The 15,354-nt window shown below is 62.5% G+C and carries 13 protein-coding genes; 3 read left to right on the forward strand and 10 right to left on the reverse strand.

The genetic code is table 11. The features are described from left to right. Positions 1-113: 113 nt before the first annotated feature. From NUV89_RS10440 to NUV89_RS10455, 4 genes are all read right to left on the reverse strand, one after another. Positions 114-1,112 (reverse strand): FecR domain-containing protein, encoded by a 999-nt coding sequence (locus tag NUV89_RS10440; RefSeq protein ID WP_374684479.1) that lies wholly within the window; start codon positions 1,110-1,112, stop codon positions 114-116. Beyond that, positions 1,079-1,597: an RNA polymerase sigma factor gene (locus NUV89_RS10445; protein WP_257781226.1), complete on the reverse strand. Its 519-nt coding sequence runs from the start codon at positions 1,595-1,597 to the stop codon at positions 1,079-1,081. Before NUV89_RS10445 ends, NUV89_RS10440 begins: the two co-directional genes overlap by 34 nt. Before the next feature lie 100 nt (positions 1,598-1,697). Continuing rightward, entirely contained in the window at positions 1,698-2,405 is a 708-nt protein-coding gene (locus NUV89_RS10450) for a PolC-type DNA polymerase III (RefSeq protein ID WP_257781227.1), read from the reverse strand. Beyond that, on the reverse strand, positions 2,402-4,324 hold the full coding sequence (locus tag NUV89_RS10455; protein ID WP_257781228.1) for a putative nucleotidyltransferase substrate binding domain-containing protein: 1,923 nt from the start codon (positions 4,322-4,324) through the stop codon (positions 2,402-2,404). Before NUV89_RS10455 ends, NUV89_RS10450 begins: the two co-directional genes overlap by 4 nt. A 246-nt stretch (positions 4,325-4,570) precedes the next feature. On the opposite strand from NUV89_RS10455, the gene NUV89_RS10460 reads away from it, so the two are divergent. Further along, complete coding sequence (locus NUV89_RS10460; protein WP_257781229.1) at positions 4,571-5,017, forward strand: response regulator; 447 nt, start codon at positions 4,571-4,573, stop codon at positions 5,015-5,017. A gap of 174 nt (positions 5,018-5,191) precedes the next feature. On the opposite strand, the gene NUV89_RS10465 is transcribed toward NUV89_RS10460, so the two are convergent. Continuing rightward, the gene (locus NUV89_RS10465; protein ID WP_257781230.1) at positions 5,192-7,369 is read right to left on the reverse strand and encodes a malate synthase G; all 2,178 of its coding nucleotides are present in this window, start codon (positions 7,367-7,369) and stop codon (positions 5,192-5,194) included. A gap of 266 nt (positions 7,370-7,635) precedes the next feature. Between NUV89_RS10465 and NUV89_RS10470 the strand changes: the two genes are divergently transcribed. After that, the gene (locus tag NUV89_RS10470; protein WP_124527166.1) at positions 7,636-8,148 is read left to right on the forward strand and encodes a glycine cleavage system protein R; all 513 of its coding nucleotides are present in this window, start codon (positions 7,636-7,638) and stop codon (positions 8,146-8,148) included. 223 nt (positions 8,149-8,371) lie between these two features. Here the strand turns inward: NUV89_RS10470 and rarD are convergent, their stop codons facing one another. From rarD to NUV89_RS10495, 5 genes are all read right to left on the reverse strand, one after another. Next, a complete protein-coding gene (gene rarD / locus NUV89_RS10475; protein ID WP_257781231.1) occupies positions 8,372-9,256 on the reverse strand; it encodes an EamA family transporter RarD in 885 nt (294 codons plus the stop codon). A 177-nt stretch (positions 9,257-9,433) separates the two neighbouring features. After that, positions 9,434-10,408 (reverse strand): serine/threonine protein kinase, encoded by a 975-nt coding sequence (locus NUV89_RS10480; protein WP_017739544.1) that lies wholly within the window; start codon positions 10,406-10,408, stop codon positions 9,434-9,436. Positions 10,409-10,579: 171 nt separating this feature from the next. Next, the gene (locus tag NUV89_RS10485) at positions 10,580-12,478 is read right to left on the reverse strand and encodes a PhoX family phosphatase (RefSeq protein ID WP_257781232.1); all 1,899 of its coding nucleotides are present in this window, start codon (positions 12,476-12,478) and stop codon (positions 10,580-10,582) included. Between the two features lie 79 nt (positions 12,479-12,557). Then, the gene (locus NUV89_RS10490) at positions 12,558-13,322 is read right to left on the reverse strand and encodes a TOBE domain-containing protein (RefSeq protein WP_257781233.1); all 765 of its coding nucleotides are present in this window, start codon (positions 13,320-13,322) and stop codon (positions 12,558-12,560) included. 58 nt (positions 13,323-13,380) lie between these two features. Continuing rightward, positions 13,381-14,118, reverse strand: a complete 738-nt coding sequence (locus NUV89_RS10495) for a ComF family protein (protein WP_257781234.1) — start codon at positions 14,116-14,118, stop codon at positions 13,381-13,383. Between the two features lie 92 nt (positions 14,119-14,210). Here NUV89_RS10495 and bioB point away from each other — a divergent pair, with 92 nt between their 5' ends. Beyond that, complete coding sequence (gene bioB / locus NUV89_RS10500) at positions 14,211-15,266, forward strand: biotin synthase BioB (protein WP_257781235.1); 1,056 nt, start codon at positions 14,211-14,213, stop codon at positions 15,264-15,266. Positions 15,267-15,354: the final 88 nt, after the last annotated feature.

Raw genomic sequence — 15,354 nt, forward strand, 5'->3', positions numbered from 1 at the left:
GTGTTCTTGAGGGCCTCATCGCAGGCAAGCCAGCTCCCACATTTGATGTGTGAACACAGTCGAGTGTGGGAGCTGGCTTGCCTGCGATAGCAATCGCCCACGCACCACAGAACCTAAGGCTTGGCGCCGACGGTCACCCACCACGGCGTATGCTGCTCGATCTGCACCGGCAACGTCGGCAGCAGCGCATTCAACGCCAGGGTGGTGTCATGCAACGGGAAGCTGCCGGTAATGCGCAGGTCCGCCACATGCTTATCCACACCCAGGTGCCCGGTGCGGTAGCGCGCCAGTTCCGCGACCACATCGCCCAGGCGCGCGTTGTCCACCACCAGCATGCCGCGCGTCCACGCGTCGGTGGCGGGGGTGACGGCCAGCGTCGGGCCCAGGCCGTCAGTGCGCATCAGCACCTGCTGGCCTTCCTTGAAGATCTGTTCCTGTTGCAACGCCTCGGGTTGGGCGCCAACAGCCGATTGCAGCACGCTCAAGCGCGTGGCGTGGTCTTCGCGCCTGACGATAAACCGCGTGCCCAGTGCACGCAGGCTGCCGTCGCGGGTTTGCACATAAAACGGCCGCCCATCGTTGTGGCCGGTCTCGACGAGGATTTCGCCTTCCTGCAACACGATCAGCCGGCGCTTGTCATCAAAGCGCACGTCGATGGCGCTGTGGGTGTTGAGGTTAATCAAGGTGCCGTCCGCCAGTTTCAGCGTGCGCTGCTCGCCGGTGGCGGTGCGCTGGTCGGCCAGCCAATAGTGGATCGGCACATAGCGTTCCCCGGCAAACAAGGCCAGGCCAATCACCACGGCGATGCTGGCCAACCCACTGCCGAGCTTGCGTACCCGCTGGCGAATGCCCTCGCGGGACTGCAACAGCGCCGCCCGTGCCGGGCCCGATGCCGCGCTGAAGCGCTGGTCGAGCATGCCCAGTTGGCGCCAGGCGCGGGCGTGTTCTTCGTCGCTGGCCAGCCATTTGTCGAATTCTTCGCGCTCAACCGGGCTGCCGTCGCCCGAATCCAGGGACAGTTGCCAGGCAATCGCCGCATCCAGCACGCGGGCCGATACCGGTTTGGAACTGACCACGCTCACAGCGGCTCGCCATACAGGGCGATATAGCATTGGCGAATGCCCTGGGCCAGGTACTGGCGCACACGCGGCACCGACACACCGAGGCGCTGGGCGATTTCGGCGTGGCCCATTCCGTCGAGGCGGTTATAGAGGAAGGCGGCGCGGGCCTTGCTCGACAGCTTGCCCAGCAGGCGGTCGATGGCCTTGAGGTCTTCGAGGATCAGTTGCTGGTCTTCGGGCGAGGGGTGTTCGCTTTCCGGGATCAGCATCAGTTCGGTGAGATAAGCCTGTTCCAGGGCGGCGCGGCGGAAATAGTCGAACAGCAGGCCCTTGGCGATGGCCACCAGGAACGCCCGGGGTTCGCGGGGTTCGCGCAGCTCGTCACGGCCCAGCAGGCGCATGAAGGTGTCCTGGCTCAGGTCTTCGGCGCGGCTCGGGCACGCCACGTTGCGCCGCAGCCAGGCCAACAGCCAGCCACGATGGTCGCGGTACAACGCGCCAACAAGCTCACTGTGTGGGTTCTGGATCGACGACAAGGCATCACCTGGCAAACAAAACGTTTAAACTAACGAGAATTATTCGCGATTGTGTCAGAGGCGTCGGGTGGGCGCAATTGGCGTCTGTCGGGTGATGCTATTAAAACGATGGCGTCTGTTTACGCCGTTTCCATTGGCTCAAACGCTCGTGCAGCGCTTGCGGCGTATCAATGTGCTGCTGCCGCGCGCGGCTGAACAGGATCAGCATCAGTTCGGCCGTGGCCAGGGCGTCGGCGCTGGCGTGATGGCGTTCGCCGACTTGCAGGTTGAAGTGGTTGATCCAGTCATCCAGCCCGGCTTCGCGGATATGCGCCTCGGGGCACAGCAGCGGGGCGATGTCGGCCACGTCCAGGAACGGGTGGGCCAGGCGATAACCCAGGCTGTCCTTGAGCGCCCGGCACAGCATGTGTTGATCGAACGGCGCATGGAAGGCCAGCAGCGGGCTGTCACCGACAAACGCCATGAAATCCAGCAACGCTTCCACCGGATCGCTGCCGGCGGCAATCGCGCTGGGGCCGAGGCCGTGGATCAATACACTGGGGCCGGGCTTGGTTTCGGCCCGTTGCAAGGTGCGCTCGAACATCTGCGAGAAATCCACCGCGCCGTCTTCGATCACCACCGCGCCGATGGACAGCACCTGGTCGCGGTTGAGGTTCAGGCCGCTGGTTTCCAGGTCCAGGACCACCCAGCGTTGGCTGCGCAAGGATTGGTCGCCCAGCGCGACGGGTTTGCACAGTTGCGCCAGACGCTGTTGTTGCGTGGTGTCGAGCCCTGGCTTTTTCGCACGCAACCAACTGAATAGGCTCACAGCTGATACCGCAACGTCAGGCTGCTTTGCAGGCGTTGGGCCTGGCGCAGGGATTCGCGCAGGATGCGTCGGTCGAGGTGGTTGAGGCTGTCGGGGTCGACGCGGTTGGAGTAGGGCTGGTTTTCCCGGGTCTGCAACTGATGCTGCTGCATGCGGGTTTGCTGGATAAAGTGATACGCCTCTTCATAGGCGGCGCCGTCCAGTGGCTCGATGACTTCCTTGACCACCAACTGGCGCAAGCGCTCCAGGGTGTTGTTGGCGTGGATGCCATTGGCCAGGGCCAGCAGGCGCGCGCCGTCGACGAAGGGCGTGAGGCCCTGCACCTTGAGGTCCAGCGTGGCCTTCTCGCTGCCTTTGCGCGACAGCACAAACTCGCGGAAACGTCCTACGGGCGGGCGCTGGCGCAAGGCGTTCTCCGCCAGCATGCGCTGGAACAGCCGGTTATCCGCGACTTGATCGAGAATGCCCTGGCGCAGCTGCTCACAGCCGCGCTCATCGCCCCACACCACGCGCAAATCGAAATAGATGCTCGAACCCAGTAGATTCTCCGGCGTGGCCTCGCGGATAAACGCCGCAAAACGTCGCGCCCATTCGGCCCGCGACAGGCACAGCTCGGGGTTGCCGGCCATGATATTGCCCTTGCACAGGCTGAACCCGCAGAGCGCCAGGCTTTGGTTGATGTGCTGCGCCAGGGGCAATAGCAGGGCGCGGATTTGCGCGGCTTCGGCGGCGTCCTTGGCGTCGAACAGGATGCCGTTGTCCTGGTCGGTGTACAGCGTCTGCTCGCGGCGGCCTTCGCTGCCGAAACACAGCCAGCTGAAGGGCACGCCGGGGTCGCCTTTTTCCGCCAGGGTCAGCTCGATCACCCGGCACACGGTGTGATCGTTGAGCAGGGTAATGATGTGGGTGATCTGGGTGGACGACGCGCCATGGGCCAGCATGCGCTCGACCAACTGGCCGATCTCGCCGCGGATCGCCACCAGGTTTTCCACCCGGGGCGCATTGCGGATGGTGCGGGCCAGGTGCACCAGGTCGACCCGTTGCAGGGAAAACAGATCGCGTTCGGACACCACGCCACACAGGCGCTGATCCTTGACCAGGCAGACGTGGGCGATATGCCGTTCGGTCATGGCGATGGCGGCGTCGAAGGCGCTGTGGTCCGGGGTCAGGTAGAACGGCGCCTGGGTCATGTGGCCGGCGATGGCCTGGCTGAAATCACTGACACCGTCCGCGACCACGTGCCGGAGGTCGCGCAGGGTGAAAATCCCCAGCGGCGCCTTGTGCTCGTCAACGATCACGATGCTGCCGACCTGTTGCTCATGCATCAGCGTCACCGCCTCGCGCAGCGGTGTGGCCGGGCTGCACGTCACCGGATGGCGCATGGCCAATTCGCCCAGGCGGGTGTTCAGGGAATATTGGGTACCGAGGGTTTCCACGGCTTTTTGCTGGACTTGCTGGTTGACCTGATCCAGCAGGCTGCTCACGCCGCGTAGGGCAAAGTCGCGAAACGGGCTGGAAAGGGCGAACAGCTTGATAAACGCCGGCTTGTTCAGCTGTAGGCAGAAGGTGTCTTCGGCGGCTTTATGCTCGGTGCGGGTGGCCCGCTCGCCGAGTAGCGCGGCGAGGGGGAAGCATTCGCCGGTGGTGATTTCGAAGGTGGTCTCTGCCGAGTCCGGGCGTTCGCCGACCACACGGCCCTGCTTGACGATGTAAAAGTGTTCAACGGGCCCACCCGACGGCTTGAGGATGCTCTCGCCGGGGCCGAAGAAGCGCAATTGGCACTGTTCCACCAGAAACGCCAAATGCGCGTTTTCCATCTGGTTGAACGGCGGGAAGCGTTGCAGGAACTGCAAGGTGCCGTGAATGTTCTGCAACACAGCAGTTTTCCCCGCCTGGGCGAAGGCATCAGCTTTACTCATAACAGTGACCGCAATTTTATTGTCGTTATCGTCCCTCATGGTCGGCTCCTGCGGGGCGGGTGCCCATTGGACGTAAGTCTAGGTCCCGGGAGCCGGCGTAAACCTAGGGAAAAACCTTACATGAAGATTGTGCAAAACCCGTAGAACGCCCACTAGGCAAACTTTCCGACGAAGTGCACATTGTTCGCCCTTCCGCAGATGTCTGACGAGTGTGCTGGGAGATTGATGAGAACTGCTGAGAACCGTATGTCCGACCACGATATTTTGAGTGATGCCGAGCGCGAGGCGCTGAGCGCCGTGATGCTGGAGCCTGATTTGCCGCCGCAACGGGTGTTGATCGTCGATGACGACAAGGACGCCCGTGAACTGCTGGCGGAAATCCTCGGGCTGGACGGCATTCGCTGCATGACCGCCGAGAGCGGAGAGGCGGCGTGGGCATTGCTGCAGTCCAGCGGTTCCATTGGCCTGCTCATCACCGACCTGCGCATGGCGCCCAGCAACGGTTTGGAGCTGATCCGCAAGGTGCGCGAGTCCACGCGGGCGGCGTTGCCGATCATCATTATGTCGGGGGATGCGGAAGCGTTGGATGTGATTGATGCGATGCATTTGAGCGTGGTGGACTTTTTGCTCAAGCCGATTGATAGCGTGAAGCTGGCGAAGCTGGTGAAGCGGGAGTTGGGGATGGCGGCCTGATTTTTGTGGTGTATTTGCCGGCCTCTTCGCGAGCAAGCCCGCTCCCACATTCGACCGAGTTCCTACAGGATATACGCGGTCAAATGTGGGAGCGGGCTTGCTCGCGAAAGCGTCAGCCCAGTCATCCCAGCCCCAAAGAAAAAGCCCCGGTCTCTCGACCAGGGCTTTTTTCATTTACAGGCCATTCTTGGCCTTGAACTCCCGACGCCTGCGGTGCAACACCGGCTCGGTATAGCCATTCGGCTGCTTGGTCCCTTCAATCACCAGCTCCACCGCTGCCTGGAACGCGATGTTGCTGTCGAAATCCGGTGCCAGTGGGCGGTACAACTTATCCCCAGCGTTTTGACGGTCCACCACCGGCGCCATGCGCTTGAGGCTTTCCATTACCTGGGCTTCGTTGACGATGCCGTGGCGCAGCCAGTTGGCGATGTGCTGGCTGGAGATACGCAGGGTGGCGCGGTCTTCCATCAGGCCGACATCGTTGATGTCCGGCACTTTCGAGCAGCCGACGCCCTGGTCGATCCAGCGCACCACATAACCGAGGATGCCCTGGGCGTTGTTGTCCAGTTCGTTGCGGATTTCTTCGTCGGACCAATCGGTATTGGTCGCCAGAGGAATAGTGAGGATGTCGTCCACCGAGGCGCGTTCGCGCTTGGCCAGTTCTGCCTGGCGGGCGAAGACGTCGACCTTGTGGTAATGCAGCGCGTGCAGCGCAGCGGCGGTCGGCGACGGTACCCACGCGGTGTTGGCGCCGGCCAGTGGGTGGGCGATTTTCTGTTCGAGCATCGCCGCCATCAGGTCGGGCATCGCCCACATGCCTTTACCGATCTGCGCACGGCCTTGCAGGCCGGTGCTCAGGCCGATATCGACGTTCCAGTTTTCGTAGGCGCCGATCCATTTTTCCGCCTTCATTGCGGCCTTGCGCACCATCGCGCCGGCTTCCATGGAGGTGTGGATCTCGTCGCCGGTACGGTCGAGGAAGCCGGTGTTGATAAACACCACGCGCTCGCTGGCCGCCTTGATGCAGGCCTTGAGGTTGACCGTGGTGCGGCGCTCCTCGTCCATGATCCCGACTTTCAGGGTGTTGCGCGGCAGCTTCAGCACGTCTTCGATGCGGCCGAACAGCTCGTTGGTGAACGCGGCTTCTTCCGGGCCGTGCATCTTCGGTTTGACGATGTACACGGAACCGGTGCGGCTGTTCTTGCGGCTGCTGTTGCCGTTGAGGCTGTGGGTCGCCGCGAGGCTGGTGACCAGGCCGTCGAGGATGCCTTCCGGCACTTCGTTGCCGTCTTTGTCGAGGATCGCGTCGATGGTCATCAGGTGACCGACGTTGCGCACGAACAGCAGGGAGCGGCCGTGCAGGGTCACGTCCTGGCCATTCACGCCGGTATAAACGCGGTCGGCGTTCATGGTGCGGGTGAAGGTCTTGCCGCCCTTGGCCACTTCTTCGGCCAGGTCGCCTTTCATCAGGCCGAGCCAGTTGCGGTAGATCACCACTTTGTCATCGGCATCGACGGCGGCGACGGAGTCTTCGCAGTCCATGATGGTGGTCAGCGCGGCTTCCATCAGCACGTCTTTGACGCCGGCGGCGTCGGTCTGGCCGACCGGGGTGCTGGCGTCGATCTGGATTTCGAAGTGCAGGCCGTTGTGTTTCAGCAGCACGGCGGTCGGTTGTGCCGCGTCGCCGTGGAAACCGATCAGTTGTGCGTCGTCGCGCAGGCCGCTGTTGCTGCCGCCCTTGAGGCTGACGATCAGCTTGCCATCAACGATCTTGTAACCGGTGGACTCGACGTGGCTGCCGGCGCTGAGCGGTGCGGCTTCGTCAAGGAAGGCGCGGGCGAAGGCAATCACCTTGTCGCCACGCACTTTGTTGTAGCCCTGGCCCTTTTCGGCGCCGTCGGCTTCGCTGATGGCGTCGGTGCCATACAGCGCGTCATACAGCGAGCCCCAACGCGCATTGGAGGCGTTGAGGGCGAAGCGCGCGTTCATTACCGGCACCACCAGCTGCGGGCCGGCCATGCGGGCGATCTCGTCGTCGACGTTTTGGGTCGTGGCCTGGAAATCTGCGGCTTCTGGCAGCAGGTATCCGATGTCTTGCAGGAAGGCTTTGTAGGCCACCGCGTCGTGAGCCTGGCCGGCGTGGGTCTGGTGCCAGGTGTCGATGCGCGTTTGGAAATCGTCGCGTTTGGCGAGTAGGGCTTTGTTCTTCGGTGCCAGGTCATGGATGACCTTGTCGGCACCGGCCCAGAACTGGTCGGCAGTAATGCCGGTGCCGGGAATGGCTTCGTTGTTCACGAAGTCGAACAGGACTTTGGCGACCTGCAGGCCACCGACTTGAACGTGTTCAGTCATTGCTTGCCTCACTCTGCACAGCTTAAGCGCTTTTTAGATTTTCATTATGTAGTGCCAGGTTGCGCATACTACATGATGACTTGCGGTTGTGAAAATTAGACTAAATACGTCGTTTAGCGACCCACTTTGGTCGTACGGTCACAGCGGAGAACGGGATGTTCTCAAAAAACTATTGGATTGTTCCAGATAAATATAAAAATGGTACACGATTTGTTTTCGGTGGCTGTCGAGTCCACCTTGTAGATTGAATTCCAGAGGGCTTCGCCATGGACCATCTTGTACTCACAATTATCGCCGCCGACAAACCCGGCCTGGTGGAACGCATCGCGCAGAACATCGCCGCCCACGGCGGCAACTGGCTGGAAAGCCGCATGGCCCACATGGCCGGGCAGTTTGCCGGGATCCTGCGCGTCAGTGTTCCCACAGAAAACCGTCAGGCACTGGTGGGCGCGCTAGAGGACTTATCCACACACGGCATTCGTGTGCTGGTGGGCGAGGGCAGCAGTGGGCAGGCGTCGGCAAGCAAATCCATCATGATGACGCTGGTAGGTAATGACCGTTCCGGCATCGTGCGCGAGATCACCGCGCTGTTGAGCAAGCAAGGGGTGAACCTGGAGAGCCTGAGCACCGATGTGCGCCCGGCGCCCATGAGCGGCGACCCGTTGTTCACTGCCGAGGCGCTGTTGCAGGTGCCCGCGGCGCTGTCCCTGGATACCTTGCAGCTGTCCCTGGAAACCCTGGCCGATGACTTGATGGTGGAACTGCACCACGAGGAATAATCTGCCCACAGGGTTATGCAGGGAAATCTTGCATGGGCCTGTGGATAACCTGTAGAGACCCGGCGCCAGGCCACGCCGGCCGGGCTTCTCGGCTGTTTGAGCAAAAAACGAGCAATTTCAAGTGCTTGTGCACAAATGGCGGGGATCAGGTTGTGGATAACCTTGGGGTGGATGTCTGCAAGCCACGCCCGCTGTGGCTTGCAGAGGTTTGTACATTATTTGGTCAGCGTTTGCGCACGCTCAGCCACGCATCCACGCTGTAGACCACCAGGCCCGCCCAGATAAACGCGAAGGCAATCAGCGTGCTCGGCGCCAGGTGCTCGCCGAACAGCAGCACGGCTTCCAGCAGCACCAGGGTCGGCGCGACGTACTGCAAAAAGCCCAATGCGGTGTAGGGCAAATGCCGTGCGGCGGCGTTGAAACACACCAGCGGGATCAGCGTCACCGGGCCTGCGGCCACCAGCCACCAGGCTTCGGACGTGCTCCAGAACGCCAGTTGTGCACTGTGGGCGGTCGGGTTGAACAACAACCACGCCACGGCAATCGGCACCAGCATCCAGGTTTCCACCACCAGCCCCGGCAGTGCCTTGACCGGCGCCTGCTTGCGGATCAACCCGTAGAAACCGAAGGTCAGTGCCAGCACCAGCGACACCCACGGCAAACTGCCCACCTGCCACACCTGCTGCGCCACACCCACCGCCGCCAGCGCGACCGCGGCCCATTGCAAGCGGCGTAGGCGTTCGCCGAGGAGCAGCATGCCCAGCAGCACATTCACCAAGGGGTTGATGTAGTAACCCAGGCTCGCTTCGAGCATGCGCCCGCTGTTTACCGACCACACATAGGTCAGCCAGTTACCCGCAATCAACGAACCGCTGAGGGCCAGGATCGCCAGGCGCTTGGGGTTGTCACGCAGTTCACGGAACCAGCCGGGGTGTTTCCACACCATCAGCAGCAAACCGCCGAACAACGCCGACCACAGCACGCGGTGCACGATGATTTCGGCGGCCGGCACGCTGGCGATGGCTTTGAAGTAGAGCGGGAACAGACCCCAGATGACATAGGCGCTCAGGCCCAGGATGTAACCCTTGCGGGGGTTGACGGCGTGCATTGCAAAATCCTTGCTTAGGCAGCTAACAAAGCGCGATTGTAAGGATTTTTCTCGGGCAATGGGTGGCGCTTTTCTGTGGGAGCTGGCTTGCCTGCGATAGCGGTCGTTCAGACACATTCATGCTGAATGTGCAGCCGTCATCGCAGGCAAGCCAGCTCCCACAGGGGAGAGGGTGGGTCAGAAGAGTTTCAGCGGTTCTTCGTTGAGGGCTGACAGCTGCTCGCGCAACGCCAACACCTGGTCGCCCCAGTAACGCTCACTGCCAAACCACGGGAAGCTATGGGGAAACGCCGGGTCATCCCAGCGCCGTGCCAGCCAGGCGCTGTAATGCATCAGGCGCAAGGCGCGCAGGGGTTCGATCAGGGCCAGTTCGCGTGGGTCGAAGTCGTGGAATTCCTGGTAGCCGTCCATCAATTCCGACAACTGCCCCAGGCATTCCTGACGGTCACCGGCGAGCATCATCCACAGGTCCTGCACCGCCGGGCCCATGCGGCAGTCATCCAGGTCGACGATATGGAACATCTCGTCGCGGCACATCATGTTGCCGGGGTGGCAATCGCCGTGCATGCGGATGTTCTTGTGCGGCGTGGCCTTGTACACCTCTTCCACGCGCTTGAGCAGGTCGCGGGCCACGGACTCGTAGGCCGGCAGCAGGCTCTTGGGGATAAAGTTGCCTTCGAGCAGGGTGTTGAGGGAGTCGTGACCGAAGTTCTTCACACCCAGGGCTTCACGGTGTTCGAACGGGCGGGTGGCACCCACCGCATGCAAACGGCCGAGCAGTTGCCCGAGACGATAGAGTTGGTCGAGATTGCCCGGCTCCGGCGCACGGCCGCCACGGCGGGGGAACAGGGCGAAACGGAAGCCTGCGTGTTCGAACAGGCTTTCGCCGTTGTGGATCAGCGGCGCGACCACCGGCACTTCGCATTCCGCCAGTTCGAAGGTGAAGCGGTGTTCTTCGAGGATCGCTTCGTTGGTCCAACGCTGCGGGCGGTAGAACTTGGCGATCAGCGGCTCGGCGTCGTCGATGCCCACCTGATAGACGCGGTTTTCGTAGCTGTTGAGCGCCAATACGCGCGCATCGCTGAGGAAACCGATGCTTTCGACGGCGTCGAGGACCAGGTCGGGGGTGAGTGTTTCAAACGGGTGGGCCATGCGAACTCCTGCGCGCAGCAGGGCGCCGCGTCCGGCCGGGTATGGTAACAGCATCGATAGGTGGTGGCTGTGCGGACGCCTTCGCGGGCAAGCCCGCTCCCACACTTGACCGAGTTCCAGCATGAGAATGCGGTCGAATGTGGGAGCGGGCTTGCTCGCGAAGAGGGCTTATCAGGCGCCGACTACCCCACCATCATCCCGCCGAATCGCCATCACCGACGAGCGCGGCTTACCGTTGGGCAGATGCTCCGGCCAGGTCGAACCCCCGGTTTCCCCCGGGTGCTGGATCCCCACAAACAGCGTCTTCTGATCCGGCGAAAAGCTGATGCCCGTCACCTCACATGCCACCGGTCCGACCATGAACCGGCGGATTTCCCCAGTGGCCGGGTCGGCACACAGCATCTGGTTATTGCCCATGCCGGCGAAGTCGCCTGCGTTGCTGTAGTCGCCGTCGGTAAGAATCCACAGGCGCCCGGCCTTGTCGAAACCCAGGCCATCGGGGCTGTTGAACATATTCTGTGGGTTGATATTCGACGAGCCGCCCTTGGGTGTGCCGGCATGCACGCCCGGGTTGCCGGCCACCACAAACAGGTCCCAGCTGAACGTGTGGGCGCCGTGGTTATCGGCGTCGGCCTTCCAGCGCAGGATCTGGCCGTAGACGTTTTTCTCCCGTGGGTTGGGCCCGCCCACCGGCTGGCCGTCTTCGCCGCGCTTGGCGTTGTTGGTCAGGGTGCAATAGACCTGGCCGTCGGTGGGGCTGACCACGATCCATTCCGGGCGGTCCATGCGTGTGGCTTTCACCACGCTGGCGGCGAGGCGCGCGTGGATCAGCACTTCGGCCTGGCTGGCGAAACCGCTGCTGGCGTCGATGCCGTTCTTGCCGTGGGTCAGCTCGACCCATTGGCCGCTGCCCTTGGGGTGGTCGGCGTTACCGTCGCCGGCGTCGAAGATCGCCACATACAGGGTGCCGTGATCCAGCAGGTCTTTGTTGGCCTTGGGGTTCTTGTGGTTGATCTTGTCGCGGCTGACGAACTTGTAGATGAATTCACCGCGTTCATCGTCGCCCATGTACACCACGGCGCGGCCGTCGCGGGTTTCAGCCAGCGCTGCGTTTTCGTGCTTGAAGCGGCCGAGGGCGGTGCGTTTGACCGGGGTGGACTTTGGATCGAACGGGTCGATTTCCACCACCCAGCCGTGGCGATTGAGTTCGTTGGGATTCTTGGCCAGGTCAAAGCGCGGGTCGTGCTGGTGCCAGTTGATCTCCTTGCTGGCGGCCACCGCGCCGTAGCGCTTTTGCCCGGCATTGAAGGTTTGTTGTGGGTTGCTGCTGCCGAAGCAGTCGGTGAAGTTCTCTTCACAGGTCAGATAAGTGCCCCATGGCGTCTTGCCGTTGGCGCAGTTCTGGAAGGTGCCGAGGGCTTTGGTGCCGGTTTTATCGGCGCCGGTTTTCAGCCAGGCATGGCCGGCCGCGGGGCCGCCCAGGCGGATCGGCGAGTTGCCGTGGATGCGCCGGTTGTAGCGCGAGTCCTGGACAAATTGCCAAGTGTCGCCCTTGCGCCGTACTTCGATCACCGACACCCCTTCGCTGGCCAGGGCCTTGCGCACTTCTTCGGCCGATTGCGGCGCGCCGCCGTGGGCGAAGAGGTAGCGATAGTTGGTGTATTCGTTGTTGATCGCCATAAGCGCGCGATTGTCGTCGCCGGGGAAGGCGAACAGGCTCATGCCGTCGTTGTGGTCGCCGAATTGCTGTTCCTGGGCTGCGGCCGTGCCGTTGCCGGACGGATCGAAGGCCGGCGCGTTCTTGCTCAGTGGTTGGCCCCAGCTAATCAGCACCGAAGCGCTGTAGCCCGGTGGCAAGGTAATGGCGTCGCTGGTGGCGGCGGCGATGCTGGTGAAACCCAGCAACGGGCTGGCGGAAGCGGCGTTGACGGCCATCGCGCTGCGGCTCAGCAGGTTGCCGCCGAGGAACATCGCCGCGCCGCACAGGGCGCCGGCGCCGATAAAGCGGCGGCGGGTGAGGCCGACCATCTGTTCAAGGTCGGTGGCTTGGTTTTCTTCTAATAGGCTCATCTCAGGCTCCCTGCGGTTTTTGCAGACACCTTAAGGAGCGCGCGTGACGAAATTGTTGCAGTTTGACGGCGGGCGTTGCCTACACCGGTGTGCCGAGCAACACATTGCTCGGGGCGAATTGCACCTGGATCGTCCTGCCCTCGCCAGCATCCAGTGCCTTGAGCGCGTCGGGCTGCGCCAGGGCGCACAGAACCTGGCCGTTAGGCAGGGCGATGCGCACTTCGCTGGGGCCGTCGTCGGCGTGGAGAATCGCCTCGATCCTGCCGTCCATGCAATTGTGTCCAGGTGTTGCAGCAGCCCCGGGGGCCAGCAATTCCAACCAGCCAGCCTTGATGAGCGCCACCACTTCCACACCGATTTCCAGTTCCAGGCGCTGGGTGCTGTCGTGGGTGATTTGCGCTTGCAGCGTCAGGCCGCCCGCCAGTTGCAGGCGGATCAGGTCGTTGCGGCCATGGCTTTCAATCGCCATGACTTGGCCGTGCAACTGGTTGCGCGCGCTGGTGCGCAGCATCAGGCGGCCGAGCAGATTGAAGTCGCTGGCGGCCTCATCCGAACCCAGCAGTTCGGCCTGCACCACTTGCAGGCGCTGGTAGAGACGCAACACCCGCTCACCCTCGGCCGTCAGCTTGGCGCCGCCGCCGCCCTTGCCGCCGACGCTGCGCGCCACCAGGGGCTTTTGCGCGAGGTTGTTCAGTTCGTCGATGGCGTCCCAGGCGGCCTTGTAGCTCAAGCCGGCGCTTTTCGCCGCGCGGGTGATCGAGCCCTGTTCGGCGATATGCCCCAGCAAGGCAATGCGCTGGGGGCGACGGATGATGTGTTGGCTGAGGGAGGCTGGCAGAGACATGGCGACACGCTTGGATGAGATAGACCGAACGGTGCGGGCAAGGCGCGGCGGCGTCAAGTCAGGTGCCCGGTTTGGGGGTGCGGGCCAGGCAATACACATCGACCCGGCGCGCGCCGGCGTGGATCAGCAGGCGGGCGAGGCTGTGGGCGGTGGCGCCGGTGGTGAGCACGTCGTCCACCAGGGCGAAGTGGCGGCCTGTGACGTCGGCGTTGGCGGCGAGGGCGAAGGCTGTGCGCAGGTTGCGCTGGCGGCTCTTGGCATCGAGGGCTTGTTGCGCAACGGTGTCGTGGGGGCGTAACAACAGGTGTTCATCTACGGCGATGTCGAGGTCTTGGCTGAGCCACCGCGCCAGCATGTGCGCCTGGTTGAAGCCGCGTTCCCGCAGGCGTTTGCGCGCCATCGGCACCGGCAGCAGGCAGTCGGGGCGGGGAAGTTCGGTGGTGTCGAAGCGGTGTTGCAGGTGCTGGCCCAACAGCCGTGCGAGCATTTGCCCAAGGGGCCAGCGCGCCTGGTGCTTGAAGCGGCTGATGAGGCTGTCGATGGGGAAGCTGTAGGTCCAGGGGGCAATCACCTGTTTAAAGGCCGGTGGTTTTTTCAGGCACTGGCCGCAAATCAGACCGTCCATCGGCAAGGGCAGGGCGCAGCTTTCACACGCGGCCAGCAGCCAGGGCAGCTCGGTTTCGCAGACGTTGCACACACAATGGCGGGAGTGTGTCGCTTCATCGCAGATTAAACAGGTTTGTTCGTTTTTTAACCAGATGTAAACCTGGTGTTTGTGGTCAGGTTGACAGTGCATGAATCTTCCTTAAATATGCCGAGCATCCGTGTCGTGTCTGTGGGTATTGCCCTTCCCGCAGCGCTTGCCAAAGCATAATCAAGGAATCGCCCATGAGCGCCAGCACCACCGCCATCTTGCGTCACGATTGGTCCCTCGCCGAAGTCAAAGCGCTGTTTGTGCAGCCGTTCAATGATCTGTTGTTCCAGGCGCAGACCGTGCACCGCGCGCATTTCGACGCCAACCGTGTGCAAGTGTCGACCCTGCTGTCGATCAAGACGGGCGCCTGCCCGGAAGATTGCAAATATTGTCCGCAGTCGGGCCACTACAACACCGGCCTGGAAAAAGAAAAGCTGATGGAAGTGCAGAAGGTCCTCGAAGAGGCTGCGCGCGCCAAGGCCATCGGTTCGACGCGCTTCTGCATGGGCGCCGCGTGGAAACACCCGTCGGCCAAGGACATGCCCTACGTGTTGCAGATGGTCCAAGGCGTAAAAGCCATGGGCCTGGAAACCTGCATGACCCTCGGACGCCTCGACCAGGAGCAGACCGAAGCCCTGGCCCAGGCCGGCCTCGATTACTACAACCACAACCTCGACACGTCGCCGGAGTTCTACGGCAGCATCATCACCACCCGCACCTACAGCGAGCGCCTGCAAACCCTGGCCTACGTGCGGGATTCGGGGATGAAGATCTGCTCAGGCGGCATCCTCGGCATGGGCGAGTCCCTCGACGACCGCGCCAACCTGCTGATCCAACTGGCCAACCTGCCGGAACACCCGGAGTCGGTGCCGATCAACATGCTGGTGAAGGTGGCCGGTACGCCGCTGGAGAACGCCGAGGACATCGACCCGTTCGACTTTATCCGCATGCTCGCCGTGGCGCGCATCCTCATGCCGCAGTCCCATGTACGCCTGTCGGCCGGCCGTGAGGCGATGAACGAGCAGATGCAGGCCCTGGCGTTTTTTGCCGGTGCCAACTCGATCTTCTACGGCGACAAGTTGCTGACCACTGCCAACCCGCAGGCGGATAAGGACATGCAGTTGTTCTCGCGTTTGGGGATCTTGCCGGAGGCCCGTGAAGAGCACGCCGATGAGGTGCATCAGGCGGCGATTGAGCAGGCACTGGTGGAGCAGAAGAGCAGCGAGCAGTTCTACAACGCGGTGGTTTGAATCCCCGGTCCCACTTTGGAACACGATCCAACTGTGGGAGCGGGCTTGCTCGCGAAAGCGGTCTTTCAGTGATGCATGTGTTGACTGA

It is taken from the genome of Pseudomonas sp. 18.1.10 (assembly GCF_024655625.1).
Taxonomy (GTDB): Bacteria; Pseudomonadota; Gammaproteobacteria; order Pseudomonadales; family Pseudomonadaceae; genus Aquipseudomonas.

Excerpts from the sequence above, each read along its gene's own strand:
- NUV89_RS10460 (WP_257781229.1), top strand. The coding sequence starts at position 4,571 with ATGTCCGACCACGATATTTTGAGTGATGCCGAGCGCGAGGCGCTGAGC.
- NUV89_RS10455 (WP_257781228.1), bottom strand. The coding sequence starts at position 4,324 with ATGAGTAAAGCTGATGCCTTCGCCCAGGCGGGGAAAACTGCTGTGTTG.
- NUV89_RS10485 (WP_257781232.1), bottom strand. The coding sequence starts at position 12,478 with ATGAGCCTATTAGAAGAAAACCAAGCCACCGACCTTGAACAGATGGTC.
- NUV89_RS10490 (WP_257781233.1), bottom strand. The coding sequence starts at position 13,322 with ATGTCTCTGCCAGCCTCCCTCAGCCAACACATCATCCGTCGCCCCCAG.
- rarD (WP_257781231.1), bottom strand. The coding sequence starts at position 9,256 with ATGCACGCCGTCAACCCCCGCAAGGGTTACATCCTGGGCCTGAGCGCC.
- bioB (WP_257781235.1), top strand. The coding sequence starts at position 14,211 with ATGAGCGCCAGCACCACCGCCATCTTGCGTCACGATTGGTCCCTCGCC.
- NUV89_RS10440 (WP_374684479.1), bottom strand. The coding sequence starts at position 1,112 with ATGCTATATCGCCCTGTATGGCGAGCCGCTGTGAGCGTGGTCAGTTCC.
- NUV89_RS10470 (WP_124527166.1), top strand. The coding sequence starts at position 7,636 with ATGGACCATCTTGTACTCACAATTATCGCCGCCGACAAACCCGGCCTG.
- NUV89_RS10495 (WP_257781234.1), bottom strand. The coding sequence starts at position 14,118 with ATGCACTGTCAACCTGACCACAAACACCAGGTTTACATCTGGTTAAAA.
- NUV89_RS10465 (WP_257781230.1), bottom strand. The coding sequence starts at position 7,369 with ATGACTGAACACGTTCAAGTCGGTGGCCTGCAGGTCGCCAAAGTCCTG.
- NUV89_RS10480 (WP_017739544.1), bottom strand. The coding sequence starts at position 10,408 with ATGGCCCACCCGTTTGAAACACTCACCCCCGACCTGGTCCTCGACGCC.